The organism is Streptomyces sp. DI166 (assembly GCF_900091315.1).
GTDB classification, from domain to species: Bacteria; Actinomycetota; Actinomycetes; order Streptomycetales; family Streptomycetaceae; genus Streptomyces; species Streptomyces fuscus.
Genome location: NZ_FLSP01000049.1, coordinates 1 through 26,320 on the forward strand (window position 1 = coordinate 1; position 26,320 = coordinate 26,320).

General features: G+C 72.6%; 23 protein-coding genes. 18 read left to right on the plus strand and 5 right to left on the minus strand.

Going from position 1 to position 26,320, the window contains the following annotated elements:
* Positions 1 to 16: 16 nt before the first annotated feature.
* Positions 17 to 1,543 carry an FAD-dependent monooxygenase gene (locus GA0115233_RS23065; RefSeq protein WP_093722181.1) on the minus strand — a complete coding sequence of 509 codons (1,527 nt, stop codon included), beginning with the start codon at positions 1,541 to 1,543 and terminating at the stop codon, positions 17 to 19.
* A gap of 131 nt (positions 1,544 to 1,674) precedes the next feature.
* Here GA0115233_RS23065 and GA0115233_RS23070 point away from each other — a divergent pair, with 131 nt between their 5' ends.
* A complete protein-coding gene (locus tag GA0115233_RS23070) occupies positions 1,675 to 2,274 on the plus strand; it encodes a TetR/AcrR family transcriptional regulator (protein WP_093722182.1) in 600 nt (199 codons plus the stop codon).
* A 111-nt stretch (positions 2,275 to 2,385) separates the two neighbouring features.
* Here the strand turns inward: GA0115233_RS23070 and GA0115233_RS23075 are convergent, their stop codons facing one another.
* From GA0115233_RS23075 to GA0115233_RS23085, 3 genes are all read right to left on the minus strand, one after another.
* Positions 2,386 to 2,658 (minus strand): hypothetical protein, encoded by a 273-nt coding sequence (locus tag GA0115233_RS23075; RefSeq protein WP_093722224.1) that lies wholly within the window; start codon positions 2,656 to 2,658, stop codon positions 2,386 to 2,388.
* Positions 2,659 to 2,899: 241 nt separating this feature from the next.
* Entirely contained in the window at positions 2,900 to 5,023 is a 2,124-nt protein-coding gene (gene malQ / locus GA0115233_RS23080; RefSeq protein WP_093722183.1) for a 4-alpha-glucanotransferase, read from the minus strand.
* Between the two features lie 97 nt (positions 5,024 to 5,120).
* Positions 5,121 to 5,384 carry a hypothetical protein gene (locus GA0115233_RS23085; protein WP_093722184.1) on the minus strand — a complete coding sequence of 88 codons (264 nt, stop codon included), beginning with the start codon at positions 5,382 to 5,384 and terminating at the stop codon, positions 5,121 to 5,123.
* 296 nt (positions 5,385 to 5,680) lie between these two features.
* Between GA0115233_RS23085 and GA0115233_RS23090 the strand changes: the two genes are divergently transcribed.
* The 5 genes from GA0115233_RS23090 to GA0115233_RS23110 are packed head-to-tail and all read left to right on the plus strand — an operon-like array spanning position 5,681 to position 9,911.
* On the plus strand, positions 5,681 to 6,280 hold the full coding sequence (locus tag GA0115233_RS23090; protein ID WP_093722185.1) for an RNA polymerase sigma factor: 600 nt from the start codon (positions 5,681 to 5,683) through the stop codon (positions 6,278 to 6,280).
* Positions 6,277 to 7,203 carry a zf-HC2 domain-containing protein gene (locus GA0115233_RS23095; RefSeq protein ID WP_093722186.1) on the plus strand — a complete coding sequence of 309 codons (927 nt, stop codon included), beginning with the start codon at positions 6,277 to 6,279 and terminating at the stop codon, positions 7,201 to 7,203. The genes GA0115233_RS23090 and GA0115233_RS23095 overlap by 4 nt, the downstream gene beginning before the upstream one ends.
* A gap of 28 nt (positions 7,204 to 7,231) precedes the next feature.
* A complete protein-coding gene (locus GA0115233_RS23100; protein WP_250742137.1) occupies positions 7,232 to 7,993 on the plus strand; it encodes an ABC transporter ATP-binding protein in 762 nt (253 codons plus the stop codon).
* Complete coding sequence (locus GA0115233_RS23105; RefSeq protein ID WP_093722187.1) at positions 7,990 to 9,321, plus strand: hypothetical protein; 1,332 nt, start codon at positions 7,990 to 7,992, stop codon at positions 9,319 to 9,321. The genes GA0115233_RS23100 and GA0115233_RS23105 overlap by 4 nt, the downstream gene beginning before the upstream one ends.
* On the plus strand, positions 9,318 to 9,911 hold the full coding sequence (locus GA0115233_RS23110) for a hypothetical protein (protein WP_093722188.1): 594 nt from the start codon (positions 9,318 to 9,320) through the stop codon (positions 9,909 to 9,911). The genes GA0115233_RS23105 and GA0115233_RS23110 overlap by 4 nt, the downstream gene beginning before the upstream one ends.
* 60 nt (positions 9,912 to 9,971) lie before the next feature.
* On the opposite strand, the gene GA0115233_RS23115 is transcribed toward GA0115233_RS23110, so the two are convergent.
* Positions 9,972 to 10,508: an HNH endonuclease gene (locus tag GA0115233_RS23115; protein WP_086843133.1), complete on the minus strand. Its 537-nt coding sequence runs from the start codon at positions 10,506 to 10,508 to the stop codon at positions 9,972 to 9,974.
* 300 nt (positions 10,509 to 10,808) lie between these two features.
* On the opposite strand from GA0115233_RS23115, the gene GA0115233_RS23120 reads away from it, so the two are divergent.
* The 12 genes from GA0115233_RS23120 to GA0115233_RS23175 all read left to right on the plus strand — a co-directional run bounded on the left by GA0115233_RS23120 (position 10,809) and on the right by GA0115233_RS23175 (position 26,319).
* Positions 10,809 to 11,897, plus strand: coding sequence for a mechanosensitive ion channel family protein (locus GA0115233_RS23120; RefSeq protein WP_093722189.1), 1,089 nt, complete (start codon positions 10,809 to 10,811; stop codon positions 11,895 to 11,897).
* Positions 11,898 to 12,089: 192 nt separating this feature from the next.
* Entirely contained in the window at positions 12,090 to 13,307 is a 1,218-nt protein-coding gene (locus tag GA0115233_RS23125) for an ROK family transcriptional regulator (RefSeq protein ID WP_093722190.1), read from the plus strand.
* 111 nt (positions 13,308 to 13,418) lie between these two features.
* Complete coding sequence (locus tag GA0115233_RS23130; protein WP_093722191.1) at positions 13,419 to 14,750, plus strand: ABC transporter substrate-binding protein; 1,332 nt, start codon at positions 13,419 to 13,421, stop codon at positions 14,748 to 14,750.
* Between the two features lie 6 nt (positions 14,751 to 14,756).
* Positions 14,757 to 15,692 (plus strand): carbohydrate ABC transporter permease, encoded by a 936-nt coding sequence (locus GA0115233_RS23135; RefSeq protein ID WP_093722192.1) that lies wholly within the window; start codon positions 14,757 to 14,759, stop codon positions 15,690 to 15,692.
* Positions 15,692 to 16,585 carry a carbohydrate ABC transporter permease gene (locus tag GA0115233_RS23140; protein WP_093722193.1) on the plus strand — a complete coding sequence of 298 codons (894 nt, stop codon included), beginning with the start codon at positions 15,692 to 15,694 and terminating at the stop codon, positions 16,583 to 16,585. Before GA0115233_RS23135 ends, GA0115233_RS23140 begins: the two co-directional genes overlap by 1 nt.
* An 8-nt stretch (positions 16,586 to 16,593) precedes the next feature.
* Positions 16,594 to 17,859 (plus strand): 6-phospho-beta-glucosidase, encoded by a 1,266-nt coding sequence (locus tag GA0115233_RS23145; RefSeq protein WP_093722194.1) that lies wholly within the window; start codon positions 16,594 to 16,596, stop codon positions 17,857 to 17,859.
* A complete protein-coding gene (locus GA0115233_RS23150) occupies positions 17,850 to 18,821 on the plus strand; it encodes an N-acetylglucosamine kinase (protein WP_093722195.1) in 972 nt (323 codons plus the stop codon). The genes GA0115233_RS23145 and GA0115233_RS23150 overlap by 10 nt, the downstream gene beginning before the upstream one ends.
* Positions 18,822 to 19,008: 187 nt before the next feature.
* Complete coding sequence (locus GA0115233_RS23155) at positions 19,009 to 19,782, plus strand: glycosyltransferase family 2 protein (RefSeq protein WP_093722196.1); 774 nt, start codon at positions 19,009 to 19,011, stop codon at positions 19,780 to 19,782.
* Between the two features lie 226 nt (positions 19,783 to 20,008).
* On the plus strand, positions 20,009 to 21,382 hold the full coding sequence (locus GA0115233_RS41150) for a hypothetical protein (RefSeq protein WP_093722197.1): 1,374 nt from the start codon (positions 20,009 to 20,011) through the stop codon (positions 21,380 to 21,382).
* 14 nt (positions 21,383 to 21,396) lie between these two features.
* Positions 21,397 to 22,440 (plus strand): glutamate ABC transporter substrate-binding protein, encoded by a 1,044-nt coding sequence (locus tag GA0115233_RS23165; RefSeq protein WP_093722226.1) that lies wholly within the window; start codon positions 21,397 to 21,399, stop codon positions 22,438 to 22,440.
* A 58-nt stretch (positions 22,441 to 22,498) separates the two neighbouring features.
* The gene (locus GA0115233_RS23170; protein ID WP_093722198.1) at positions 22,499 to 23,836 is read left to right on the plus strand and encodes a hypothetical protein; all 1,338 of its coding nucleotides are present in this window, start codon (positions 22,499 to 22,501) and stop codon (positions 23,834 to 23,836) included.
* Complete coding sequence (locus GA0115233_RS23175; protein WP_093722199.1) at positions 23,833 to 26,319, plus strand: serine/threonine-protein kinase; 2,487 nt, start codon at positions 23,833 to 23,835, stop codon at positions 26,317 to 26,319. The genes GA0115233_RS23170 and GA0115233_RS23175 overlap by 4 nt, the downstream gene beginning before the upstream one ends.
* The last annotated feature ends 1 nt before the right edge of the window (position 26,320 follow it).

The window sequence follows — 26,320 nt, forward strand, 5'->3', positions numbered from 1 at the left end:
AACCCACCGCCCGCCCTTACCGCGCCAGGCTGATCCGCTCCCCGAGGTGCTCCTCGACCGCCGCCTCGATGGCCGGCAGGCCGGGGGCGTCCGCCGCCCAGGCCACGTAGCCGTCGGGGCGCACCAGCACCGTCGTCCGGCCCGCGCTGCCGCGGTCGGTGCGGCGGTCCACCGCGAGGCGGTCCTCCAGGCCGGTCTTGTCCCGGCAGTCCTCGGGGGTGATCAGCACGAACCGGCCGCCGCGCAGCACCTCGTACAGGCGCCCGCCCTCCAGCTTCACATCCGCCACGCGGGCGCCGACGAGGCGGTGGGCGCCGTCGGGGGCCGGGTACTTCACGCTGATCCCGGAGATCTGCAGGGCCAGCTTGCGGCGGATCGGGGTGACGGTGTTCAAGGTGGCCGTCAGGGCCGCCCGCATGCCCCGCGTCCAGGGGTGCTTCGCCATGGCGAGCCGCACGATGACACCGCTGCTGCGCATCGCCTCGGTGCCGACGGGGTGCCGCTCGGCCTGGTAGGTGTCGAGCAGGCTGTCGTCCGCGCGGCCCTGGAGGACCGAGGCCAGCTTCCAGCTCAGGTTGGCGGCGTCCTGCATGCCGATGTTCATGCCCTGGCCGCCGGCCGGGGTGTGCACATGGGCGGCGTCACCGGCGAGGAAGACCCGGCCGACGCGGTAGGAGGGCGCCTGCCGTTCGTCGCTGTGGAAGCGGGACAGCCAGCGGGCGTCGTGCATCCCGAAGTCGTGCCCGGCGGCGGCCCGCACGGTCTGCCGGACCTCCTCCAGGTCCAGCGGCTCGCTCTCCGAGGTGTCCCGGCGGCGGTCCCAGGCGACGATCCGGTAGTAGCCGTCGCCGAAGGACGCGAAGAACACGAAGGCGTCGCCGCGGGAGTGCACGGAGAGGATGTTCTCCGGCGGCTGGGCCAGCCGCACGTCGGCGAGCAGGACGGAGCGGATCACCGAGCGGCCCGGGAAGGGCAGGCCGATGGCGCCGCGGACGGTGCTGCGCATGCCGTCGGTGCCGACGACGTACGCCGCCCGCAGGGACTCGGTGGTGCCGTCGGCGCCGCGGGTGACGACGGTGACGCCCTCGTCGTCCTGGCTGAGCCCGGTCACCTCGGTCTCGTAGCGGAACCGGACGCCCGCGGCGACGGCCCGGCGCTCCAGGATCGGCTCGATCTCGTACTGCGGGAGGACGAGCAGGTGCTTGAAGCGGGAGGGGAGGGTGTCGAACTCGACGGTGAGCCGGGTGAAGAGGTTCATCCGGTCCAGGCGCCTGCCGAGGGACTCCACCTCGTCGGCGAGGCCGCGGGCGTCGAGGAGTTCGAGGGTGCGGGCGTGCACAACGATCGCGCGGGAGAGGTTGCTGATTTTGTGCGGGCGCTTCTCGACGAGGGTGACGGGGACACCCGCGGCGGCGAGGTCGCCGGCCAGCACCAGTCCGGTGGGGCCGCAGCCGACGACGATCACGGAGCGGGTGGGGTCTTCGGCGCCCGGGTGGGGGGTGGGGTTCGGGTCGGTGCCGAGACCGGTGCCGGTGCCGTTCATGGTGGCCTCCTTGAGCCAACGCCTCTCAATTGCCAACGCCTGTTGGCCAACGCTCGTTGACGACCATACGCCGGGACGGACGCAATAGTCAACACTTGTTGGCCCACGCTCGTTGACCTACGCTTGTTGGTATGACTGGAAATGGACTCCCCGGCGTGACCGACAACGGGGGAGGCGGACGCAGGCGGTCCGAGGCGACCCGGACCGCGATCCTCGCCGCGGCGCGCGAACGGTTCGCCGCCGACGGCTACGAAAAGGCCACCATCAGGGCCATCGCCAAGGACGCGGCCATCGACCCGTCGATGGTCATGCGCTACTACGGCAACAAGGAGGGGCTCTTCGCGGCGGCGGTCTCGGTCGACCTGAAACTGCCGGACCTGAGCCGGCTCCCCCGGCAGGAGATCGGGGAGGCGATGGTCCTGCACTTCCTGCACATGTGGGAGGAGAACGAGGTCCTCACGGCGCTGCTCCGGGTCGGCGTCACCAATCAGGCCGGGGCCGAGCGCATGCAGGGCATCTTCGGGGAGCAGTTGCTGCCCGTGGCCCGGCTGGTCTGCCCGGACCCCGAACAGAGCCCGGCGCGGGCGGCGCTGGTCGCGACACAGCTCCTGGGGCTCGCCCTCACCCGCTACGTCCTGCGGCTGCCGCCCGCGGTCGCACTGCCCGTGGAGGAGGTGGTGGCATGGCTGGCACCGACGGTCCAGCGCTATCTGACGGCCCCGAACCCCTGAGTCCGCCCCCGCAGTCGGCGCCGGAAACCGAAAAGGCGCCGCCCCCGGCGGCGTACGGCGAACTGCACGTACGCGCCCCGGGAACGGCGCCCTCGAAGAGTGCGGGCGGGGTCAGGCCTTCGCTGTGGCCTTCGCCTTCGGCTTGGCCTTGACCAGGTGGTCCTCCGACGAGCGGTCCAGGACCATCACGAGGCCCACGATGACCGCGAAGATGGCGAGCGGAGCCACCACGAACAGACCCAGCGTCTCGATGACGCTCAGGCCCTGGCCGGGGTCGTCACCGTCGTCACGGGCCACCGCGGCCGCGGGGGACGACATGAGCAGCATCATCAGCGCCGTACCGGCAGCCAGGGCGCCGGCGCGCAGGGCGTTCTTCTTGTCCACGGTGCCCAAAGTATCGAACCCCGAATGGGGGCGCTCGCCCGGGGGTGCGTATGGGGAGCCGCGGGGGTCGGTGATCTTGGACCGTGACCACCACGGACCCCGCCCGCACCCGGCCCGGCCCCGCCCTCAAGTCCACCCGCACCCGGCCCCGGCTCCCGCCCTCAGTCCACCCGCACCCGCACCCGGCCCCGGCTCCCGCCCTCAGCCCGCCCGCACCCACACCCGGCCCCGGCTCCCGCCCTCAGCCCGCCCGCATCACCTCCAGCAGCGCCCGCAGCCTGGGCGAGGCGGCCAGCTCCTCCAGGGTCATCGGCCTGCCCTCCGCGTCGCTGAGGGGCAGGCGCCAGTTCGGGTACTGGTCCCAGGTGCCGGGGAGGTTCTGCGGGCGGCGGTCGCCCACCGTGTCGGGGAGCCAGATGCCGACCAGGCGGGCCGGGGTGCGCAGCAGGAAGCGGTGCACGGCCTGGATCTCGGCCTCCTCCTGGGACGGGCCGTGCCCGCCGCCCGTGCCGTGGAGCAGGCCCAGCCGGGACAGGAGCGCCAGCCACTCCCCCGTGTCCGCCGCGGCCTCGGCGCGTTCCTCCTCCAGGGAGCGGGTCAACAGGCCCAGACGGTGCCGGAGTTCGACGTGGTCACCGGTGAGGCGGGCCGCGGTGGAGGGGAGGTCGTGGGTGGTGGCCGTCGCCAGGCAGTCCGCGCGCCACCGGTCCGGTGGCAGCGGGCGGCCGTCGCCCTCCCAGTCCCGCTCGAACCACAGCACCGAGGTGCCGAGCACCCCGCGGGCGCGCAGCGCCTCCCGTACGCCGGGCTCGACGGTGCCCAGGTCCTCGCCGATCACCAGGGCCCCGGCCCGGGAGGCCTCCAGCACCAGGATCGCGAGCATGGCCTCGGCGTCGTAGCGGACGTACGTGCCGTCCGTCGGCGGGCGGCCCTGCGGGACCCACCACAGCCGGAACAGGCCCATGACGTGGTCGATGCGCAGCGCGCCCGCGTACCGGAAGAGGGCCTGCAGCAGGCGCCGGTAGGGCGTGTACCCGGACTCGGCCAGCCGGTCCGGGCGCCACGGCGGCAGCCCCCAGTCCTGGCCGCGCGCGTTGAAGGCGTCCGGCGGCGCGCCGACCGACATCCCGGCGGCGAAGTACTCCTGCTGCGCCCACGCGTCGGCCCCCTCGGGATGCACGCCGACGGCGAGGTCGTGCACGATCCCGACCGGCATCCCCGCGTCCTTCGCGGCCCGTTGCGCGGCGGTGAGCTGGGCGTCCGTCAGCCAGGCGAGCAGCGAGTGGAAGTCGACCCGGTCGGCCAGCTCCCCGCGTGCCTGCGCGGTCCCGGCCGACCTCGGGTCCCGCAGTTCCTCGGGCCAGCGCCGCCAGTCGGAGCCGTGCACCTCGGCCAGCGCGCACCAGGTGGCGTGGTCCTCCAGCGCCTGGCCCTCGGCGGCCAGGAAGTCGGCGTAGGCCGCGCGCCTGCCGGGCCCGAGCGGCACCTCGCGCACCAGCTCCAGCGCCGCGCGCTTCAGCTCCCACACCGCGTCCCGGTCGATCAGCGCACCCTTCTCCAGCACCGACTCCCGCAGCAGCCGGGCGCGTTCCTGCAGGGCGCGCAGCCGTTCGCGGTCCTCGATGCGGGCGTACTCCGGGATGTCCTCGACCCGCAGGTGCGCCGGGTCGGGGAAGCGGCGCGAGGAGGGCCGGTACGGGGAGGGGTCGGTCGGTGCGCCGGGCACCGCCGCGTGCAGGGGGTTGACCTGCACGAACCCTGAACCGAGGGCCCGCCCGGACCAGGCCGCCAGCTCCGCGAGGTCACCGAGGTCGCCCATGCCCCAGGAGCGCCGCGAGAGCAGCGAGTACAGCTGGACGAGGAGTCCGTGGGAGCGTCCGGCGGGCGCGGGCAGCCGGGACGGGGCGACGACAAGGTGGGCGCGGGCGGTACGGCCGTCGGGCGCGGTGGCGGTCAACCGGTGCACGCCGTGCGGCAGTCGGTCGACGGCGGCCCGGGTCTCCCCCTGCTCGGTCTCCACCCGCAGCCGGGTGCCGGCCGGGAGGCCGGTGAGCGCGGCGGGCAGCGGGTCGGCGCCGGAGTCGGAGTCAGATGCGGGGCCGTTCCAGCACACCACGGTGGGCGGCAGCAGCCGCTCGCGCAGTTCGCTCTCGCGGGCGGCGAGGGAGCGCCGTACGGCGTCGGGGGTGCGGACGTCAACAGCGAGCGCGGCCAGTGCGGAGGTGAGCGCGGTGGCCGAGGCCCGGACCGTGCGGTCCGGGGAGGGCCGGTAGGAGGTGGCCACGCCGTGCAGTTCGGCGAGCCGGGACAGTTCCTCGGCGGGCAGGTCCTCGGACGGGGGTTCGACCGACCGCTGTTGTGCCATCTACGGCCTCTCGGGGTCCGGGTGTGGTCTCAGAAGGTGGTGGGCCTGGAAGAGGTGGTGGGCCTGGAAGAGGTGGTGGGCCTGGAAGGCAGTGGTCCTAGAAGGTGTCCTGGTCGAAGGAGTACGCCTCGCCCGTCAGCGGTTCGGCAGCGGCGAGCGGCGGCTCGCTGGTCAGGGGCAGCGCCTCGTGCAGGGGCGGCTCGCTGGTCAGGGGCTCGGCGGCGGGCAGCGGCGGCTCGCTGGTGAGCGGGGTCTCGGCACAGGCGCTCTCCGAGCTGAAGACGCACACATGCGGTTCGGGCCCGGTGAACGCCTCGGGTTTGGACAGGGCGGTGAGCAGAAGGTGTGCCGATGCGGCCACGGGGGCCTCCTTGTCGAGTACGGCCTACGGCCTGTCCTGCGGATCGCGCCGGCCAGGCCCTTGCGGTTCCCCCGCGGTCGAATGCAGCCGCGGGTTGATGCAGCCCTACCCAGCGGGCGCGACGGCAGACGTCCCCGTGCGGACAACGTGCCCCGCGTCACACTCCGTTCCGCCACCGCCTCTTCTCCAGGGTGGGGCAGGCTCCGCGCCCCGGCACGTCCGCGACGCCCGCCCGGAGTCGGTGAACCGGCGCGGCCGGGCCCGTCGATAGACGGGGTGTGAGACTGTTCCGCCCCGTGGGGGGCCATCGGGAGAAGGACGAGGGGGACGCGGCGCTGCTGCGGGCCGTCGCGGCCGGGGACTCGGCGGCGATGGCCGCCCTGTACGACCGGCACGCGGGCTGGCTGCACACGCGGCTCACCCGGCGCTGCGCGGACCCGGAGGTGGTGCGCGAGGTGCTCCAGGACACCTTCGTCACCGTGTGGCGGTCGGCCGGGGCGCACCGCGGCGAGGAGGCGGGCGGCTGGCTGTGGACGATCGCGGCACGCCGGCTGATCGACGCGCGCCGCGTCCAGGAGCGGGCCGGGCGGCTGGAGACCACACCGATCGACGCCACCCCGTCCGGCGTCGAACCTGCCCCGTCAGCGCCCTCCGCGGAGGAGAGGGTGCTGGCGGGGCTGGAGTACGGCGATGTCGGCACCGCCCTCGACCGGATCTCCCCGGAGCTGCGGGAGGTACTGCGCGCCACCGTGGTGGACGGGCTGACCACCCGTGAGACCGCCCGGCTGCTCGGCATCCCCGAGGGCACCGTCAAGTCCCGGGCGATGCGCGCCCGCGCCGAACTGCGGACCGCGCTCGCCCAGTTGTCCCCGTCCCCGATGGGAGGCCCGGCATGACCGGCTGGCACGCACCCGAGTCCCTGATCGCGCGCTACGCCGACGGCTCCCTGCCCGACTCCGACGCCTGGTCCCTGGAGAAGCACCTGGAGTCCTGCGCCGCCTGCGCGGGCCGGGTGTCCGGGGCGGTACGGGCCACGGCGGCCGGGACGGTGCTGGCCCAGGTGCGCGGTGCCGTCCTGGACGCCGCGCCGCCGGTCCGGGCGAAGACGCCGGTCCGCGCGAAGACGCCGGTCCGCACGAAGACCCCCGCGCCGCCGGTCCGCGCGAAGACGCCGGTCCGGGCAAAGGCCCCGCTGCGCACCCCCCGCCTCCTGTGGGCCGCCGCCCCCGCCGTGCGCGGTGCCTGGCTGCCCGCGGTCCTGCTCGTGGCGCTCGGCGCCGTCCTGCTCGCCCACGTCGCCGACTTCTCGGGGGCCCGCCCCCTGCTGCTGGCCGTCGCGCCGGTCGTACCGGTCGCCGGGGTGGCCCTGTCCTACGGCCGCCACGCCGACCCGCTGCACGAACTGGCCGCGTCCACCCCGTCGGCGGGCCTGCGGCTGGTGCTGACCCGCACCGTGCTGGTGCTGGCGGTCAGCCTGCCGCTGCTGACCCTCGCCGGTGTGGTGCTGCCGGCCTCGGACGCGCCGGGCGCCGCGGCCTGGCTGCTGCCCGGACTCACGCTGACGCTGGCCGCGCTCGCCCTCGGCGGCTGGCTGGGGCTGCGCGCGGCGACGGCGGTGACCGGCGGCGGCTGGCTGTGCGCCGTACTGGCACCGGCGCTGGCGGCACCCGACGGCGCGGTCTCCCGGCAGCTGTCGGACCAGCTCTCCACCTATGTGGGCGGTGCCGCGACCCAGGGCGGCTGGGCCGTGGCCGCGGCCGCGTGCGCGGCTCTGCTGGCGGCCCGGCGCACGACGTACGACCGCCTCGAACGGCACTGACCACCAACCTCTCGGCACTGGAGCTTCCTTGACCACCATTCAGGTGGCCGGTCTGCATGTCCGGCACCGCAAAACCGTCGCCCTGGACTCCCTCGACGTCGACTTCGGCCGCGGCGTGCACGGGCTGCTCGGCCCGAACGGCGCGGGCAAGACCTCGCTGATCCGCGTGCTCGCCACGGTCGCCGCCCCGACCGGCGGCCGGGTGCGGATGCTCGGCGAGGACCTCGCCGACCCGCGCGCACGTACCGAGGTCCGCCGCCGACTCGGCTATCTGCCGCAGGAGTTCGGCTACTACCCGGGCTTCACCGTGCGCGAGTTCGTCGCCTACATGGCCTGGCTGAAGGAGATGCCCGCCGCCGCGACGCCGGCCGCCGTGGAGCGCGCCGTGGAGCGGGTCGGGCTGGCCGACCGGATCGACGCGAGGATCCGCACGCTGTCCGGCGGCATGGTCCGCCGGGTCGGCATCGCCCAGGCCATCGTCAACGACCCGGCGGTGCTGCTCCTGGACGAGCCCACGGCGGGCCTGGACCCGGAGCAGCGCGTGGAGTTCCGCGAGCTGCTGCGCGAACTCGGCGCCGGGGCCACGGTCCTGGTCTCCACACACCTGGTGGAGGACGTGGCCGCGGCCTGCACGGAGGTCACGCTGATCGCCGACGGCCGCCTCGCCTACCGCGGCACCCCCGACGCGCTGAGCGCCCTCGGCGCCGCCGCCGACGGCGTCGGCGACCACCCCATCGAGCGCGGCTACACGGCCGCCCTGCGCGCCCACCGGGAGGTGGCTGTCCGATGACGCTCCTGATCGAGAAGAAGCCCGAGGCGGCGGCCGGGTTCAGGCCCCTGCGCCCGGAGTTCCGGCGCGGCTTCGCCCCGCTCGCCGGTGCCGCGGTCCTGCTCACGCTGCTGGTCGCCCTGGCCGAACCGGCCGCGAGCTGGCAGGGCGGCTGGGCGGAGACCCGGGACCGTACGCACGCGGCCGCGGTCCTGCTCGGCATACCGCTGGCGCTGGCCGCGGGTTGCTGGCAGGGCGGGCGGGAACGCCGGTGCCGTACCGGCGATCTGCTGCGGACCTCCGTGCGCGGCGCGCTCCCCCGTTTCCTCGCCTCGGCGGTGCCGGTCGCCCTGTGGGTGGCGGTGGGGCACCTTGTCGCCGCCGGGTGCGCGCTGCTGGCCACCTGGTACTGCGCCACCGGGGACAGCCCGTACCTGGTCGTGCCGCTCACCGACACCCTCCTCCTCTTCGCCGCGGCGCTCGGGGGCCAGGCGGTGGGCCGGGTCGTGCCCTGGCGGCTGACGGCGCCGGTGCTGGCGACGTGCGGGTACGTCGTCCTCGGCTTCCTCTCCTACGACCACCGCAACACCTACGCCGGCCTGTCCCCGCTGATCGACACCTCCGTCACCAAGCTGACGGTGTGGTGGCAGCCCTGGGTGTCGGTGCTGTGGGTGGGCGGGCTGGCCGCGACCGCGGTCCTGGCCCTCACCGCCCGCCGCCGGGCCGTCGCCCTGGTGCCGCTGGCCCTCGCCACGGCCGCCGCGATCACCCTCGTCGAGGCCGACGAGCTGACCCGCCCCAACCCGGTCGCCCGCCGCCAGGTCTGCGACACCTCCACGACCCCGCAGGTGTGTGTGAACAAGCGGTACGAGGAGCTGCTGCCGCAGATCACCGAGGCGCTGTCCGGGCTGACGGGCCGTCTGGAGGGCGTGGACAACCTCCCCGTGCGCTTCGAGGACCGCGCGGGCCGCTCGCGCCCCGACGAGGCGCGGCTGCCGATGGTCACCCCGCTCGGCCGGTCGGTCGTCCGCGGAAAGCTCACCGACCCCGAGCTGTACGCGTGGGAGGCGGGGATGTCACTCGTCGGCCGCGGGGAGTGCGACACCACCGACGACGCCGTCGCCCGCACCGACCGTGCCGTGGAGCACTACCTGGCCCCGAGCCCGATGGAGAAGTACTTCGACGACCTGGCCGCCAAGGGCACCGAGGCCGACCGCGCCAAGCTGAAGGCCAGGCAGCAGGCCCGGGCCCGGCTGCTGGGGATGGCGCAGGACGAGCGCCGGGAGTGGCTGTCGGAATACTTCGCGACGGCCGACGTCTGCGACCCGAGCGGAGTGCCGACCCTGTGACCGGCACCGTCCTCTACGCCCGCTCCCGGGCCCTTCCGCAGACGGTTCTCGCGCTCGCCGCGACCGCCCTGCTCGCGGTCTGGGCCGCGCACGCCCTGGACTCCTACCTGGACCCGGAGCGCAGGGTCCCGGTGGTGGCCCTGGCCCCGCTGCTGGCGGCGGCCGCGATCGGCGCCAGTCTGTACTCCGCCTCCGACGAGCTGGACCGCACGGCGGTACGCCCCTGGTGGCACCGCAGGCTGGCCCATCTGCTGTGCCTGACGGCGCTGGCGGCGGCGCTGCTGCCGCTCGCGGTCCTGTCCAGCGCGCAGACCTTCGGCCCGCCCGCCATGGTCCGCAACGTCCTTGGCTGCACCGGTCTGACCGCCGGCGCGGCGGTGCTGCTGGGCGCACGGCTGAGCTGGCTGCCGGTGTTCTGCTACGTCAGCGCGATGTACATGGGGATCTCGGGGGTACGCGGCACCGCGCTGCCCGCCTGGGCATGGCTGCTGGAGCCGGGTACCGGCTCGGGGGCATGGGCGACGGCGGTGCTGCTGTTCGCCCTGGGGGGCGGCGCGTACATGGTGAAGGGGGCGCGCGGAACTCCCTGAGAGGGGAGCCGCGCACCCGTGCACCCGTGCACACCCGCGGATACGCGAAGGCCCGGAACCTCAGGCAGAAATGCCGTCGATCCGGGCCAAGGCGTCATCCGCCCCGTACGGTTGCAAGTACGGCAACCAGCGCGGGTCACGATGGCCGGTGCCGATGATGCGCCAGGCCAGTCCGGTCGGCGGAGCCGGTTTGTGCCGCAGCCGCCAGCCGATCTCGAACAGATGACGGTCGGCCTTCACGTGGTTGCAGCGGCGGCAGGACGCCACCACGTTGTCCCAGACGTGCTTGCCCCCGCGGCTGCGCGGGATGACGTGGTCGACGCTGGTTGCGACGCCACCGCAGTACATGCACCGGCCCCCGTCGCGCGCGAAGAGCGCTCGGCGGGTAAGAGGAACGGGCCCCCGATAGGGAACCCGGACGAATCGCTTGAGCCGGACCACGCTTGGTGCGGGGACTGTGACAGTTGCGCTGTGCATGAAGGCGCCGGACTCCTCAAGGCAGACAGCCTTGTTTTCGAGGACGAGGACGAGCGCGCGGCGGAGCGGTACGACGCCGAGTGGCTCGTACGACGCGTTGAGGACCAGGACATGCGGCACGGATGCCTCCTTGGGCGTCGGCGGCACGTGGCTCGTGCCGGGACGATCTGTAGTCAGTCTCCCCTCAGGCCGTACGAATGCGCCACCATGTCCAGGTAACGGGCTGAGAGTGTTTTCGACCACACCTTTCTTCATCCCCAGGTGAGGAGGGCCTCTCCCCCGAACACGAGGACGATCCACACACAATGCACCGTTAGTGTGGTGAGTCTGCCCCTCCCGGTGACCATTCCGTGACCTTGAACCGCTGGACCCCCGACCGCCGTACCGAGAGGGCAGAAGCCGCACCTGGAGGTACCCGCCGTGTCCCTGTCCGCCGTCCTATTGGCCGCCGGTTCCACCCCGTCCCCCTCTCCCTCGGAGACGACTCCGGTGGTGCCCTCGCTCCAGGACGCCCAGGAGAGCGCGACCAACGCGGCGAGCTGGGTCGAGGAGAACTGGTCGACCTGGCTCGCGATCGGTCTCAGGGTGCTGCTGATCCTGGTGATCGCGGCAGTGCTGCGGGTGGTGGTGCGGCGGGCGATCACCAAGCTCATCGACCGGATGAACCGCACCGTCCAGGCGGTCGACGGCACCGCGATAGGCGGACTGCTGGTCAACGCCGAACGGCGGCGCCAGCGCTCGCAGGCGATCGGCTCGGTGCTGCGCTCGGTGGCCAGCTTCCTGATCATGGGCACCGCGGCCCTGATGATCCTGGGCACCTTCGAGATCAACCTCGCGCCGCTGCTGGCCTCGGCCGGTGTCGCCGGTGTGGCGATCGGCTTCGGCGCCCGCAACCTGGTCACGGACTTCCTCTCCGGCGTCTTCATGATCCTGGAGGACCAGTACGGCGTCGGTGACTCGATCGACGCCGGGGTCGCCTCCGGCGAGGTGATCGAGGTGGGCCTGCGCGTGACGAAGCTGCGCGGCGACAACGGCGAGATCTGGTACGTCCGCAACGGCGAGGTCAAGCGGATCGGCAACCTCTCCCAGGGCTGGTCGACCGCCGGGGTCGATGTCACGGTCCGCCCGACCGAGGACCTGGACCGGCTCAAGAGCGTCGTCGGTGACGTCGCCGAGCGGATGAGCAAGGAAGAGCCCTGGAACGAGATGCTGTGGGGCCCGATCGAGGTCCTCGGCCTGGACAGCGTGCAGCTGGACTCGATGGTCGTCCGGGTCTCGGCGAAGACCATGCCGGGCAAGTCGGTGACCGTGGAGCGGGAGCTGCGCTGGCGCATCAAGCGGGCCCTGGACGCGGCCGGTGTCCAGATCATCGGTGGCTCGCAGCCCACCGAGGAGGAGTCCGTGCCCGACCCGACGGCGACCATCGCCGCGCCCTCGGCCTACGCCAGCGCCACCTCGCCGCAGTCGATGGCGGCGTCGCCGATCACTCCGCCGAGCGTGACCAAGTAGCGGTACGACGCGACGGCCGAAGCCCCGCCGCTCCGGCGGGGCTTCGCCGTTCCCGGGGCTTGACGCCTCCGCTTCCTGCGCCTACCTTCCTCGTCAACCGATAGGAAAGTTTCCTAACAGTGCTCGCAGTCCCGGGCAGCGTGAGAACCGGGCGTGAGAAGCTTCACCCCGGAAAGGCAGGTGGCAGATCGCATGGCAGGAACCGTCGGCACGCCGGGCACCCCACGCGTCCTGCGCGCCATGAACGACCGCGCCGCCCTGGACCTGCTCCTGGAGCACGGCCCCCTGTCCCGCACCCGGATCGGCAAGCTCACCGGACTGTCCAAGCCCACCGCCTCCCAGCTGCTGGCCCGGCTGGAGGCCGCCGGACTGGTCCTGGCCACCGGCACCACCGAGGGCCGCCCCGGCCCCAGCGCCCAGCTCTACGCGGTCAACCCCGCGGCGGGCCACGCGGCCGGACTCGACGTCACCCCCGAGCGGGTCCTCGCCGCCGTCGCCGACATCACCGGCCGCACCGTCGGCCGGTACGAACTGCCCACCCCCGGCCGCCGCCCCGCCCGGCCCGTCGTCCAGCAGGTGACCGAGGCCCTGGACGGCGCCGTGAAGGCCGCCGGACTCACCCGCGACGACGTCCGGCGCCTGGTCATCGGCACCCCCGGCGCCTTCGACCCGAACACCGGCCGGCTGCGCTACGCCGCCCACCTGCCCGGCTGGCACTCCCCGAGCCTCCTGGACGAACTCGCCGCCGCGCTGCCGATGCCGGTGGAGTACGAGAACGACGTCAACCTCGTCGCCGTCGCCGAACAGCGGCTCGGCGCGGCCCGCGGCCACGGGGACTTCGTCCTGCTGTGGAACGAGGGCGGACTCGGCGCCGCGCTCGTCCTCGGCGGACGGCTGCACCGCGGCTTCACCGGCGGCGCCGGGGAGGTCGGCTTCCTGCCGGTGCCGGGCGCGCCCCTGGTGCGCCAGGTGACCCGCACCAACAGCGGCGGCTACCAGGAGCTGGCCGGTGCCCAGGTGATCCCCCGGCTCGCCCGGGAACTGGGCGTCTCCCCCGTCCCCGAGGGGCCGTACACCGAGGTCGCCGCCGCTCTGCTGGCGCGGGCCGCGGACAGTGGCGCCGAGGCGGAACGGCGGCTCCTTTCCACGTACGCGACCGGGCTGGCCACCGGTCTCGCCTCCCTCGTCTCCGTACTCGACCCCGAACTCGTCGTCCTCAGCGGCAGCGCCCTCACCTCGGGCGGCGAACGGCTGCTGGCCCTGGTCCAGGCCGAACTGGCGGAACTGGCCGCATCCCGGCCCCGCCTGGTGATGGGCGACGTCACCGAACACCCCGTGCTGCGCGGCGCGCTGGAGAGCGCGCTGGCGACGACCCGCGACGAGGTCTTCGACACCTTGCCGCTGCGCTGACGAGCAGCACTGCCCCACCGGTTGTCCGATCACTGCGGGCCGCATGTGGCTGGTCGCGCAGTTCCCCGCGCCCCTACCGGCGCTTCACCTCTGCCCACAGGAGGCCTCGCCATGCCGAGATTCACCCGAAATGCCGCCTGCGTCCTCACCGCGTCCCTCGCCCTTCTCGCCACCGCCTGTACCGGCTCCTCCGAGTCCGGTGCCACCGACGACCCCAACGCGGAGACCACCCTCACCTTCTGGCACGGCTGGAGCGCGCCCGCCGAGGTGAAGGCCGTCGAGGAGAACATCGCGCGGTTCGAGAAGGCGCACCCCAACATCAAGGTGAAGGTCGTCGGCAACATCAACGACGACAAGCTCAACCAGGCGCTGCGCGCGGGTGGTTCGAACGGACCGGACGTGGTGTCCTCCTTCACCACCTCCAACGTCGGCAAGTTCTGCTCCTCGGGCGCCTTCGTCGACCTCAAGCCGTTCATCGAGAAGTCGAAGCTCGACCTGGACGCGCTGATCCCGAAGCCGATGCTCGACTACACCCAGTTCGAGGGCACGCGCTGCGCCCTGCCGCTGCTCGGCGACGCCTACGGCCTCTACTACAACAAGGACGCTTTCGAGGAGGCCGGCATCAAGGCCCCGCCGAAGACCTGGTCGGAGTTCGCGAAGGTGGCCAAGAAGCTCACCAAGCCCAAGGGCGACTCCTACGAGCAGCTCGGCTTCATGCCGACGTACCACGGCTACGAGACGGTCGTCTCGCACTACATGTCCCAGTGGGACCACGCGTACTTCGACGCCGACGGCAAGTCGAACATCGCCGAGGACCCGGCGTTCGCCGAGATGTTCACGTACCAGAAGAAGCTCGTCGACGACCTCGGCGGATTCGCGAGGCTGGAGAAGTACCGCAACACCTTCGGTGACGAGTGGGGCGCCGAACACCCCTTCCACACCGGCCAGGTGGCGATGCAGCTCGACGGCGAGTGGCGGCTGGGCATGGCCAAGGACGCGGGTCTCGACTTCGAGATAGGCACCGCGCCGCTGCCGGTCGCCGACGACGAGGTCGACGAGTACGGCAAGGGGTTCCTGTCCGGCACGATCGTCGGCATCGCGCCGGCCAGCAAGAAGCAGAACGCGGCCTGGGAGCTGGTGAAGTACCTGACGACCGACACCGAGTCCGTCGTCGCCTTCTCCAACGCCATCCACAATGTGCCGTCCACCTTCGAGGCCCTGAAGTCCCCCGACCTGAAGACCGACCCGGAGTTCAGGACCTTCCTGGACATCGCCCAGCACCCCGAGTCCACGACCGCCCCGAACGCGGTCAACGGCGCCACCTACCAGCTCACCCTCCAGGACTTCGGCTACCAGTACGAGTCGGGCAAGGCGAAGGACCTCAAGGCGGGCCTGGAGAAGACGGCCGAGCAGATCGACCGTGACATCGAGCAGGCGAAGTAGCCCGCCATGTCCACGCTCGCCGTACGGCGCCGCAGGTCCGCCCTGCGGACGCTGGCCTTCCTCTCCCCCTGGCTGATCGGCTTCGCCGTCTTCTTCGCCTACCCGCTGATCTCCACCGTCTACTTCTCGCTGATGAAGTACGACGGCTTCAACACCCCGGAGTTCCGCGGCCTGGACAACTGGACCTACGTCTTCTCCGACTACCCCATGTTCTGGCCCGCGCTGCGCAACACCCTGTGGCTGGTGCTGGTGATGGTCACGTGCCGGGTCGTCTTCGGGCTCGGGGTGGGCCTGCTGGTCACGCGGATCAAGCGGGGCGCGGGGGTCTTCCGCACCCTGTTCTACCTGCCCTACCTCGCCCCGCCGGTCGCGGCCACGCTCGCCTTCGTCTTCCTGCTCAACCCCGGTACCGGCCCGGTGAATTCGGTGCTGGACAGCGTCGGGCTGCCCACGCCGGGCTGGTTCACCGACGCCGCCTGGTCCAAGCCGGCGCTCACCGCGCTCGCCGTGTGGGGCGTGGGCGACCTGATGGTCATCTTCATGGCCGCGCTGCTGGACGTACCGAAGGAGCAGTACGAGGCGGCCGAGCTGGACGGGGCCTCGGCGTGGCAGCGGTTCCGGTACGTGACGCTGCCGAACATCTCGCCGATCGTGCTGTTCGCGGTGGTCACCGGGGTGATCCAGACCATGCAGTACTACACGCAGCCGCTGGTCGCCGGGAAGGTCGCCTCCGGGGTGATCGGCGGCTCGGGCCAGCAGTTCGAGCCCGGCTACCCCGACAAGTCGACTCTCACCCTCCCCCAACTCGTCTACAACCTCGGCTTCCAGCGCTTCGACTACGGCGCCGCCTGCGTCGTCGCGCTGGTCCTGTTCGCCCTCGCCATGGCCTTCACGGCGCTGCTGATGCGGCGCCGGGGCGGATTGCTCGGAGCAGGTGACTGATGACCCAGGTACTCGACAAGCCGCCCGTGCGGCCGGTCCCCGTGGCCGAGCAGATCCGCACCGCGCGCCGCCGCACCCTGCTGGAGTGGATCGCGGTGCACTCCCTCGGCGTGGCCGCCGCGCTCTTCTTCACCCTGCCCTTCGTCTTCGTGGTCCTCACCTCGCTGATGAGCGACCAGCAGGCCCTCACCCGCGACCTGGTCCCCGACACCTGGGTGTGGGACAACTACCGCCGCGTCCTGGACACCCCCGGCTTCCTCACCTGGTGGCGCAACACCCTGCTCTACGCGGGCCTCGGCACCGTCCTCACGGTGGTGTCGTCGATCCCGGTGGCGTACGCGCTGGCCAAGTTCCGCTTCCGGGGCCGGAATCTGTCCATGATGCTGGTGATCGCGATGATGATGCTGCCGCCGCAGGTCGTGATCATCCCGATGTACCTCTTCTGGGCGAAACAGCTGGACCTGTCCGGCACCCTGTGGCCGCTGATCATCCCGATGGCGTTCGGGGACGCCTTCTCCATCTTCCTGCTGCGCCAGTTCCTGCTGACGATCCCGAACGAGTACCTGGACGCGGCGCGGGTGGACGGCTGCGGGGAGGTACGCACCCTGCTGAGGGTCGTGCTCCCGATGGCGAAGCCGGGCATCGCCGCGGTGGCCCTCTTCCAGTTCTTCTACGCCTGGAACGACTACTTCGGCCCGCAGATCTACGCCTCCGAGAACCCCGGTGCCTGGACGCTCAGTTACGGCCTGGAGTCCTTCAAGGGCGCGCACCACACCGACTGGAACCTGACCATGGCCGCGACCGTTCTGGTCATGGCCCCTGTGATCCTCGTGTTCTTCTTCGCGCAGAAGGCGTTCGTCGAGGGCGTCACACTGACCGGAGTGAAGGGTTGAGCCGCACAATGAAACTCACCGTGGTCGGCGGAGGGTCGACCTACACGCCCGAACTCATCGACGGCTTCGCCCGGTTGAGGGACACCCTGCCGGTGGAGGAGCTGGTCCTGGTCGACCCGGCGACCGAGCGCCTGGAGCTGGTCGGGGGCCTGGCCCGCCGTATCCTCGCCCGGCAGGACCACCCCGCGCGCGTGGTCACCACCGCCGACCTGGACGCGGGCGTCGCGGACGCCGACGCGGTGCTCCTGCAGCTCCGGGTCGGCGGACAGGCGGCCCGCAACGAGGACGAGACCTGGCCGCTGGAGTGCGGCTGCGTGGGCCAGGAGACGACCGGCGCCGGTGGCCTGGCGAAGGCGCTGCGGACGGTGCCGGTGGTCCTGGACATCGCCGAACGGGTCCGGCGCGCCAACCCCGACGCCTGGATCATCGACTTCACCAACCCGGTCGGCATCGTGACCCGGGCCCTGCTCAAGGCCGGGCACCGCGCGGTAGGCCTGTGCAATGTGGCGATCGGCTTCCAGCGCCGGTTCGCCGGGCTGCTCGGCGTCGACCCGTCCGAGGTCCACCTCGACCACGTGGGCCTGAACCACCTCACCTGGGAGACGGGGGTACGGCTGGGCGGCCCGGAGGGCGAGGACGTGCTGCCGAAGCTGCTGGCGGAGCACGGCGGTCCGCTCGCCGAGACCCTGCACCTGCCCCGCGCGGTCCTGGACCGCCTGGGCGTGGTCCCGTCCTACTACCTGCGCTACTACTACGCGCACGACGAGGTGGTGCGGGAACTGCGCACCAAGCCCTCGCGGGCGGCGGAAGTGGCTCAGATGGAGCGCGAGTTGCTCCGGATGTACGCGGATCCGGCACTGGACGAGAAGCCGGAGCTGCTGGCGCGGCGGGGCGGCGCCTACTACTCGGAGGCGGCGGTGGACCTGGCGGCGGGGCTGCTGGGCGGGGGCGGAAGCACCTACCAGGTGGTGAACACGTACAACAACGGCACGCTGCCCTTCCTGCCCGACGACGCGGTGGTGGAGGTGCAGGCGGCCGTGGGCCCGCAGGGCGCCTCGCCGCTGCCGGTGCGCCCGGTGGACCCGCTGTACGCGGGACTGATCGCGAACGTGACGGCCTACGAGGACCTCGCGCTGGACGCGGCGCTGCGCGGCGGCCGGGAGCGGGTGTTCCGGGCGCTGCTGGCCCACCCGCTGATCGGCCAGTTCGAGTACGCCGAGACGCTGACCGACCGGCTGATCGCGCACAACCGGGAGCACCTCGCGTGGGCATGACGGGCACGGTCCTCGCCGTCGACGCGGGGAACAGCAAGACCGACGTGGCCGTGGTGACCGCGGCCGGGGAGGTCGTCGGCACGGCACGCGGGGGCGGCTTCCGCCCTCCGGCGGTGGGGGTCGACACGGCGGTGGACACGCTGGAGAAGGCGGTGCGGGAGGCGTTCGCGGCGGCGGGCGTGTCCTCGGTGACCCATGTCTCGGCATGCCTGGCCAACGCGGACCTGCCGGTGGAGGAGGAGGGCCTGACGGCGGCGTTGCGGGCCCGCGGGTGGGGATCCTCGGTGGACGTTCGCAACGACACGTTCGCAATCCTGCGGGCCGGGGTGGCGGAGCCCCGGGGGGTCGCCGTGGTGTGCGGCGCGGGCATCAACTGCGTCGGCATGCACCCCGACGGCCGTACGGCCCGCTTCCCGGCGCTGGGCCGGATCTCCGGTGACTGGGGCGGGGGCTGGGGCCTGGCGGAGGAGGCGCTGTGGCACGCGGCGCGGGCGGAGGACGGGCGGGGGCCGGCCACGGAGCTGGCCTCGGCGCTGCCCGCGCACTTCGGCCTGCCGTCGATGCTGTCGCTGATCGAGGCGTTGCACCTGGACAGGATCCCCCTCGCCCGCCGCCACGAGCTGTCCCCGGTCCTCTTCGACACGGCGGCGGCGGGGGACGAGGTCGCGCGCGGGCTGGTGGACCGGCTGGCGGAGGAGGTGGCGACGATGGCCACGGTCGCCCTGCGGCGCCTTGACCTGCTGGAGGAGGAGACGCCGGTGGTGCTGGGCGGCAGTGTGCTGGCCGCGCGGCATGAGCAACTGGACGTGGGGGTGCGGGACCTGCTGGCGTCGACGGCACCGAAGGCGGTACCGAGGGTGGTGACGGCGCGGCCGGTGCTGGGGGCGGTGCTCCTGGGCCTGGACCACCTGCGGGCGGACCCGGAGGCGGCCCTGAGGGCCCGCGCCCACTACGAGCCGTGAGCCCGACTCGACGGACACACTGCGTGTACGTCCCGTAACCGGCGAGGTCATGATCGATCTCGGCGGCCCGCACGGTCAGGGCCCGCCCCGTACGGCCCTGACCTGCGACGACCACCCGCGTGGCGACTCGCCTCCGATACCGGTGCTTGAATGGACCGCCCGTTCCGGTCCGGCAAGGAGAAATGCAGTGCCTTTGGTGTCCGTCGTGATGCCCGTGTACAACTCGGCGACCACGCTGGGCGCGGCAGTCCGGTCGGTGCTGACGCAGACCCATGCTGACCTGGAGCTGCTGATCACCGACGACCAGTCCACCGACAGTTCCATGGACCTGCTGCGCGAGATCGCCGCGCACGACGAACGCGTCCTGCCGCGGACGGCGCCCGAGCAGGGGGGCGCCGGACGGGCCCGCAACCTCGCGATGCAGCGCGCCCGCGGTGACTACGTCGCCTTCCTCGACAGCGACGACATGTGGCTGCCGGAGAAGCTGGAGAAGCAGCTCGCCTTCGCCGCCGAGGGCGACGCGCCGCTGACGTTCACCTCGTACTACAAGATGGACGCCGACCACGCCGGTGAGAGCGTCGACTGGGTCCCCAACGGGCGGGTGATCCACGCCCGGTCGCACGTGGACTACCGGGCGATGCTGCGCCGCGACTACATCGGGGCCCTCACCGCCATGTACGACCGGCGGGTCCTGGGCACCAGGCTGATGCCGGAGATGCGCAAGCGCCAGGACTACGCCCTGTGGCTGTCGATCATGCGGGACGGCGCCGACGCCCGCGGCCTGGACGAGCCGCTGGCCGTCTACCGGGCCCACCAGGCGGGGTCGCTGTCCTCCAACAAGCTGTCGCTGGTCAAGTACAACTGGGCCCTGTACCGCGAGCACGAGCGTCTGTCGGTGCCGCGCGCGTCGCTGGCGCTGGCCGGCGCCGCGTGGCAGTCGGTGCGCAACTCGCGTATCTAGGTCAAGAACCTCCCCACGCCCCCTCCCCGGAACCGAACCGATTCGCACGGCGTATTCATGGGCAGGGGGTGATCCGGGACACTGCGAGGCCGCCGGCGGACCCACGGTGACGAATACCGGTGCCGCCAGTGATACTTGCGGGCGACGGATGACCATGGGGGAGGTCGGAGTGAACAGGTCGGCGAACAGCGGCACGGCACCACCAACGTCGGCACCGCCGACCGGCATGCCCTCGGTGCCCCCGCAACAGACACGAGCCACCACGCCGCCGCCGGCCCCCGACAGGCGCCGTACGGCCTTCGCGGAGGGCCTCGACCAGCTACGGGCCGCCGCGACCACCGAACCCGGCCGCCTGCGCATCATCGGCGCCGTACTCGCCCTCCTGGTCGTCGCCTTCGGCGCGGTCACGGCGTGGCAGGTCAACGACCGGGCGACAGCGGCGGACAGCGTCCTCAACCGCAGCCAGCCCATCAGCTCCGACGCCGCCGACATCTACCGGTCGCTCGCCGACGCCAACACCGCCGCCTCCAGCGGCTTCCTGGCCGGCCGCGCGGAGTCCGGGGAGAACCGCGTCCGCTACGAGAAGGGCATCCGCACCGCCGCCGAGAAGCTCGTCGCCGCCGCGTCCAACTCCGACCCGGGCGACCCCTCGGCCGCCGCGATCTCCAAGCTCAACCGGCTGCTGCCGGAGTACAAGGGCCTGGTCGAACAGGCCCGTACGTACAACCGCCAGGGCTTCCCCGTCGGCGGCGCCTATCTGCGCTACGCCAACGAGAAGATGCAGAAGGAGATGCTCCCGGCGGCGGAGGACCTGTACAAGAAGGAGAACCAGCGCCTGCGCGACGACTACGCCGACGCCACCCCGTACCCCTGGGCCGCGATAGCCCTCGGCGTCGTCGCGCTGGCCGCCCTCGCCTGGGCCCAGCACCGCAACTACCGCCGCACCAACCGCGTCCTGAACCACGGCCTGGTCGCCGCCACGGCGGCCGCCACGGTGGTGCTGCTCTGGCTGGTCGTCGGCCACAGCGTGGCCCGCGCCGGGCTCAACGACTCCTACGACCACGGCGTCCGCTCGCTGAACGTCCTCACCGACGCCCGTATCGCCTCCCTGAAGGCCCGCGGCAACGAGAACCTGACGCTGGTCTCCCGCGGTGCCGAGACCAAGAAGGTCGGCGAGGAGACGTACGACGCCTACGACTACGACTTCCAGCAGGACATCGCCGCCCTCGGCAAGGGCCTCGCGCTCGCCGAGGACCTCGCCGACGACACCGAGGGCGGCAAGCCGGTCACCGCGGCCATGGGGAACATGAAGGAGTGGCAGAAGCGCCACTCCGCCGCCCGCGCCGAGGACGAGAACGGCGAGTACCAGAAGGCGCTGGACCGGGTGATCGGCGCCAAGGGCGCCACCGGCGAGTGCTTCGACAGTGTCGACGCCAACCTCGCCACCGCGCTGAAGCACGAGACGAACGAGTTCAGGTCGGCGGCCGGAGGCGGCCTGGACGCGATGTCGGGGCTGGCGATCGGCGCCGCCGTCCTCGCGGTCCTGGGCGCGGCGGGCGCCGTCCTGGGCATCGGCCGCAGGCTGTCGGAGTACCGGTGAGAGGGGGCATGACGATGCGGGCACGACGTCTGCGGGCCAGTCTGCGGGGCTGGGGCGGAGTCGGCGCGATGGCCGCCGTGTGCGCCCTCGCGGTCGTACTCGCCCTGCTGCTGCCGCTCGCCCGGACCTCCGGGGGCGAGGACGCCGGCACCGGCGGCGGCAAGGCCGCGCGGGCCGAGCAGGCGCGCGCCGCGGAGGAGTGCGCGGACCCGGAGAAGCAGACCCTGTCCCCGTCCGGCGCCGACGGTCCGACCATCGAGGAGATCAAGAACCGGCAGGGCGAGAAGCGCAAGCTGGTCGTCGGCGTCGACCAGAACAGCTACCGCTGGGGCTACCGCAACCCCAACAGCACCGGCGCCGCCGAGCTGGAGGGCTTCGACATCGACCTGGTGCACCGCATCGCCGAGGACATCCTCGGCGACCCGGACGCGGTGCAGTTCAAGGCGATCCCCACCAACCAGCGCATCCCGGCGATCCAGGAGGGCCGCGTCGACATGGTGGTGCGCACCATGACGATCAACTGCGACCGGCTCGCCGATGTGGCGTTCTCCGCGCCCTACTTCAAGACCGGCCAGCAGGTCCTGGCCCCCAAGTCCTCGAAGATCAGCGGCTACGACGACTCGCTCGCCGACGCCAGGATCTGCACCGCGGAGGGCTCCACCGCCTACTCCACACTGGAGCAGGGCCGCGAGGACGGCGACCTGCCCGGCTCCGCCGACATCTCCCGCACCGTGCCCAACCAGCTGGACTGCCTGGTCCGCCTCCAACTCGGCGAGGTGGACGCGGTGGTGACCGACGGCGCCCTGGCCGCCAGCCAGGCCGCGCAGGACCCCACGGTGGAACTGAAGGGCGAGGCGTTCACCACCGAGTACTACGGCGTGGCGATGAAGAAGGACGCCGACGATCTGGTACGCCGGGTCAACCAGATCCTGGTGGACTACCGCAAGGACACCTCCGGCGGCTGGCAGGCGTCCTACGACAAGTGGCTTTCGGCGACACTGGGGGCGGAGTCGAAGGACTCGGAGCCGCCCGCGCCGCAGTACCTCCGCAAGAGCTGAACCCGCACCGCACGACAACAACTCCCCAGCCGGACACAACAGCAGCGAGAGGTGATCGATGGGCGTCACGGGACCCCCTGGGCCGGTGATGGACCGGGACGAGGTGGACCGTGCGCTGGCGCGGCTCGGCGCGGAGCACGAGGCGATCGAGACCTCACTGCTCGCCCTCCAGGACCACGCGGGCCGCAGACTCCTCGAAGGGGCCGAGCTGACCGGCGTCACCAAGGAGCGCTGGACGGCCACGGAGGCGTCGATCACGCTGCTGTGGACGTACTTCGACGCCTACACGGCCGCCCTGCGCACCGCGCGGGAGATCCGGGCCCGCCGCCGCTGGTCCAGCCGCGAGGACCTGGCGGAGCTGACCGAGCTGCTGCGCGGCGAGTCGGTCACCGTCGCCGGGTCCGCCGCCGCGACCGCCAACGCACCCACCCTGCACGGCAATTCGGGAAGGCTCACCGAGCAGTACTCGCTGGTGACGCTGGTGGACCGGATGAACGAGCTGTACGCGACCTCGCTGGACATGGTGGTCGCCGCCGACGCGGTCTGGTCCGCGCTGCCCGCCCGGATCGATTTACTGGCCGCCGAGTTGCAGCGCACCCGCAAGCTCGCGCACTCCGTCGGGGTGCGGCCGGGCGAGCACCCGGCCGGGGACGACCTGGAGCGGATCACCCGCACCCTGACCCGGCTGCGCGAAGAGGTGGTGTCGGACCCGCTGGCGTACTGGCTTCCGACGGAGGGCAGTTCGGCGCCCGGCGGCGGCAGGCCGGACACCACGGTCTACGACCGCGAGGCCCGCGCCCTGGAGGACGTACGCCGGGAGATCGAGGCCGTGCTGACGGTCCGGCAGGACGCGGAGGCCCGCCTGGTGAAGCTGCGGGACGTGCTCTCGCGCGCGGACCGCACCCTCGCCGAGGCCCGCACCGCGCGCGGCGAGGTCCTCGCGAAGATCGCCGCCACCGAGGTGCCGGTGGTCAGCGGCCCGCCGACCGTGCTCCAGGAGCAGTTGGCGACCGCCGCCGAGTACCGCAGACAGGCCCAGTGGCACCGGCTGTCCCCGCTGCTGGACTCCCTGGAGCAGAAGGCGGAGGACGAACTGCTGCGCGCCCGTGAGTCGTTGACCGCGGTCACGGCGCCGCTCGCGGTCCGCGCCGAGCTGCGCGGCAGGCTGGACGCGTACAAGGCGAAGGTGGCCCGGCACGGCCTGGCCGAGGACCCGTTCCTGATCGAGCGCTACGACGCGGCCCGGCGCATGCTGTGGAGCGCGCCCTGCGACCTGCGCGTCGCGGAGCAGGCCGTGCTGCGCTACCAGCAGGCGGCGGCGGAGCAGCTCAGCGCCGCCTCGCACGTGCCGGAGCAGGGCGGCCCGCAGGACCGCAGGGGGGAGACGTCGTCATGAGTCAGGCACAGCAGACCTGCCAGCGGCCCGGCTGCGGCGGCAGTTACGAGGACATGGGCGGCGGCGAGCTGTACTGCGACACCTGCGGTCTGGCCCCCGTCGTCGCCACCAACGGCGTGGTCGGCTCCACCCCGACGGGGGTGAGCGGGGGCGGCAAGGGCGGCTCCTCCAGCGCCAGTTCCCGCTCCAGCAGCCGCAGCTCGCGTACGTCCTCGCAGTCGTCGAAGTCGCGCCGCTCGGTGTCGGGACGCCTCTCGCGGTCCCTGTCGGGGCGCACCTCGGGCCGTTCGGTGTCGGTGCGCAGCTCCGGCTCCACGGCCGGTTCCTCCGGGCGCGGCCGGCTCGGGGTGGGCCTGGTCGAGGTGCCGGACGTACCGCGGCCCGACCCGCGCGCGATGGTGCTGGACAACCCGGAGGTGCCCGAGCGCAAGCGGTTCTGCTCCCGCTCCGACTGCGGGGCGCCGGTGGGCCGTTCGCGCGGCGACCGGCCGGGCCGTACGGAGGGCTTCTGCACCAAGTGCGGGCACCCGTACTCCTTCGTGCCCAAGCTCAGGGCCGGGGACGTGGTGCACGGCCAGTACGAGGTCGTGGGCTGCCTGGCGCACGGCGGGCTCGGCTGGATCTACCTCGCGGTGGACCGCGCGGTCTCCGACCGGTGGGTGGTCCTCAAGGGCCTGCTGGACACCGGCGACCAGGACGCGATGGCGGCGGCGATCTCCGAACGGCGCTTCCTGGCGGAGATCGAGCACGCCAACATCGTGCGGATCTACAACTTCGTCGAGCACCTCGACCAGCGCACCGGCTCCCTCGACGGCTACATCGTCATGGAGTACGTCGGCGGCAAGTCGCTGAAGGAGATCGCCAACGGCCGCCGCACGCCCGACGGCAAGCGCGACCCGCTGCCGGTGGAGCAGGCCTGCGCCTACGGCATCGAGGCCCTGGAGGCGCTCGGACATCTGCACAGCCGCAACCTGCTGTACTGCGACTTCAAGGTCGACAACGCCATCCAGACCGAGAGCCAGCTCAAGCTCATCGACATGGGCGCCGTGCGCCGCATGGACGACGACGAGTCGGCGATCTACGGCACGGTCGGCTACCAGGCGCCGGAGGTCGCCGAGGTGGGCCCGTCGGTGGCGAGCGACCTGTACACCGTCGCCCGCACCCTGGCGGTGCTGACCTTCGACTTCCAGGGCTACACCAACGTCTTCGTGGACTCCCTGCCCGACCCGGACAACATCGAGGTCTTCCGGCAGTACGAGTCCTTCTACCGGCTCCTGGTGCGCGCCACCGACCCGGACCCGGCGCGCAGGTTCGCCTCCGCGCAGGAGATGGCGGAGCAGCTCACGGGCGTACTGCGCGAGGTCGTCTCGCTCCAGACGGGGCAGCCCCGGCCCGCCCTGTCGACCCTGTTCGGGCCCGAAGTGAAGGTCACCGACACCGAGTTGTTCCCGAGGCTGGACGGCGAGGTCTCCCGGCTGGGGGCACGCCGCAACGGGCCCGCAGGGGCCGGGGTGAGCGCGCCCGCGCTCTCCGCGGGGCTGGTCAAGCCCGTCAACGCCCCTGTCGCTGCCCTCGCCCTTCCGGTGCCGCACGTGGACCCCTCGGACCCCAACGCCGGTTTCCTCGCGGGACTTCTGGCCTCCGCCCCGGCCGAACTGGTGAGCGCCCTGGCCGCCGCCCCGGCGCCGTCCACCGAGACCCGGCTGCGGCAGGTGCGGGCCTGGCTGGAGAACGGCGAGGCGGGCACCGCGCACGAGACGCTGACCCGGCTGGAGGGCGAACGGCCCGACGACTGGCGGGTGGTGTGGTACCGGGGCGTGGCCGCGCTGGTCACCGGCGACCACGAGGGCGCCGCCCTCGCCTTCGACGCCGTCTACGACGCCTTCCCGGGTGAACCCGCGCCCAAGCTGGCCCTCGGCCTGTGCGCGGAGGTGCTGGGGCAGCTCGACAACGCCGCCGAGTACTACCGCCTGGTCTGGTCGACCGACCCCAGCTTCGTCAGCGCCGCGTTCGGCCTGGCCCGGGTGCAGCTCGCCACCGGCGACCGGCGCGGCGCCGTGGCCACCCTGGAGTCGGTCCCGGAGAGCTCGATCCACTACACGGCCGCCCGGGTGGCTGCCGTACGGGCGCGGCTGCGGCAGCGCACCGCGGTCGCCTCCGACGTACCGTTCCTGGAGGACCTGACCGCCGCCGCGGGACAGGTGGAGGCGCTGCAGGCGTTCGGCCTGGACCCGGCGCGCCGCGAGGAGTTGGCGACGGAGGTGCTCGGCTGTGCGCTGGACTGGGTACTCTCCGGTGGCCAAGGTTCCGTCCCCGACGCCGCCGGGGGACGGGTGCTGCTCGGCAGTGGCCTGGACGAGCGGGGACTGCGGTTCGGGCTGGAGCGTTCGTACCGCATGCTGGCCCGGCTCGCGCAGGGCGGCGAGGAGAGGATCGACCTGGTGGAACGCGCCAACCGTTACCGCCCCCGGACGTGGGTGTAGT

What these genes read in the sequence shown, in the direction of transcription:
- GA0115233_RS23065 (WP_093722181.1), bottom strand. Translation starts at nt 1,543, where the DNA reads ATGAACGGCACCGGCACCGGTCTCGGCACCGACCCGAACCCCACCCCC.
- GA0115233_RS23070 (WP_093722182.1), top strand. Translation starts at nt 1,675, where the DNA reads ATGACTGGAAATGGACTCCCCGGCGTGACCGACAACGGGGGAGGCGGA.
- malQ (WP_093722183.1), bottom strand. Translation starts at nt 5,023, where the DNA reads ATGGCACAACAGCGGTCGGTCGAACCCCCGTCCGAGGACCTGCCCGCC.
- GA0115233_RS23095 (WP_093722186.1), top strand. Translation starts at nt 6,277, where the DNA reads ATGACCGGCTGGCACGCACCCGAGTCCCTGATCGCGCGCTACGCCGAC.
- GA0115233_RS23105 (WP_093722187.1), top strand. Translation starts at nt 7,990, where the DNA reads ATGACGCTCCTGATCGAGAAGAAGCCCGAGGCGGCGGCCGGGTTCAGG.
- GA0115233_RS23125 (WP_093722190.1), top strand. Translation starts at nt 12,090, where the DNA reads ATGGCAGGAACCGTCGGCACGCCGGGCACCCCACGCGTCCTGCGCGCC.
- GA0115233_RS23130 (WP_093722191.1), top strand. Translation starts at nt 13,419, where the DNA reads ATGCCGAGATTCACCCGAAATGCCGCCTGCGTCCTCACCGCGTCCCTC.
- GA0115233_RS23135 (WP_093722192.1), top strand. Translation starts at nt 14,757, where the DNA reads ATGTCCACGCTCGCCGTACGGCGCCGCAGGTCCGCCCTGCGGACGCTG.
- GA0115233_RS23140 (WP_093722193.1), top strand. Translation starts at nt 15,692, where the DNA reads ATGACCCAGGTACTCGACAAGCCGCCCGTGCGGCCGGTCCCCGTGGCC.
- GA0115233_RS23145 (WP_093722194.1), top strand. Translation starts at nt 16,594, where the DNA reads ATGAAACTCACCGTGGTCGGCGGAGGGTCGACCTACACGCCCGAACTC.
- GA0115233_RS41150 (WP_093722197.1), top strand. Translation starts at nt 20,009, where the DNA reads ATGCCCTCGGTGCCCCCGCAACAGACACGAGCCACCACGCCGCCGCCG.
- GA0115233_RS23165 (WP_093722226.1), top strand. Translation starts at nt 21,397, where the DNA reads ATGCGGGCACGACGTCTGCGGGCCAGTCTGCGGGGCTGGGGCGGAGTC.
- GA0115233_RS23170 (WP_093722198.1), top strand. Translation starts at nt 22,499, where the DNA reads ATGGGCGTCACGGGACCCCCTGGGCCGGTGATGGACCGGGACGAGGTG.
- GA0115233_RS23175 (WP_093722199.1), top strand. Translation starts at nt 23,833, where the DNA reads ATGAGTCAGGCACAGCAGACCTGCCAGCGGCCCGGCTGCGGCGGCAGT.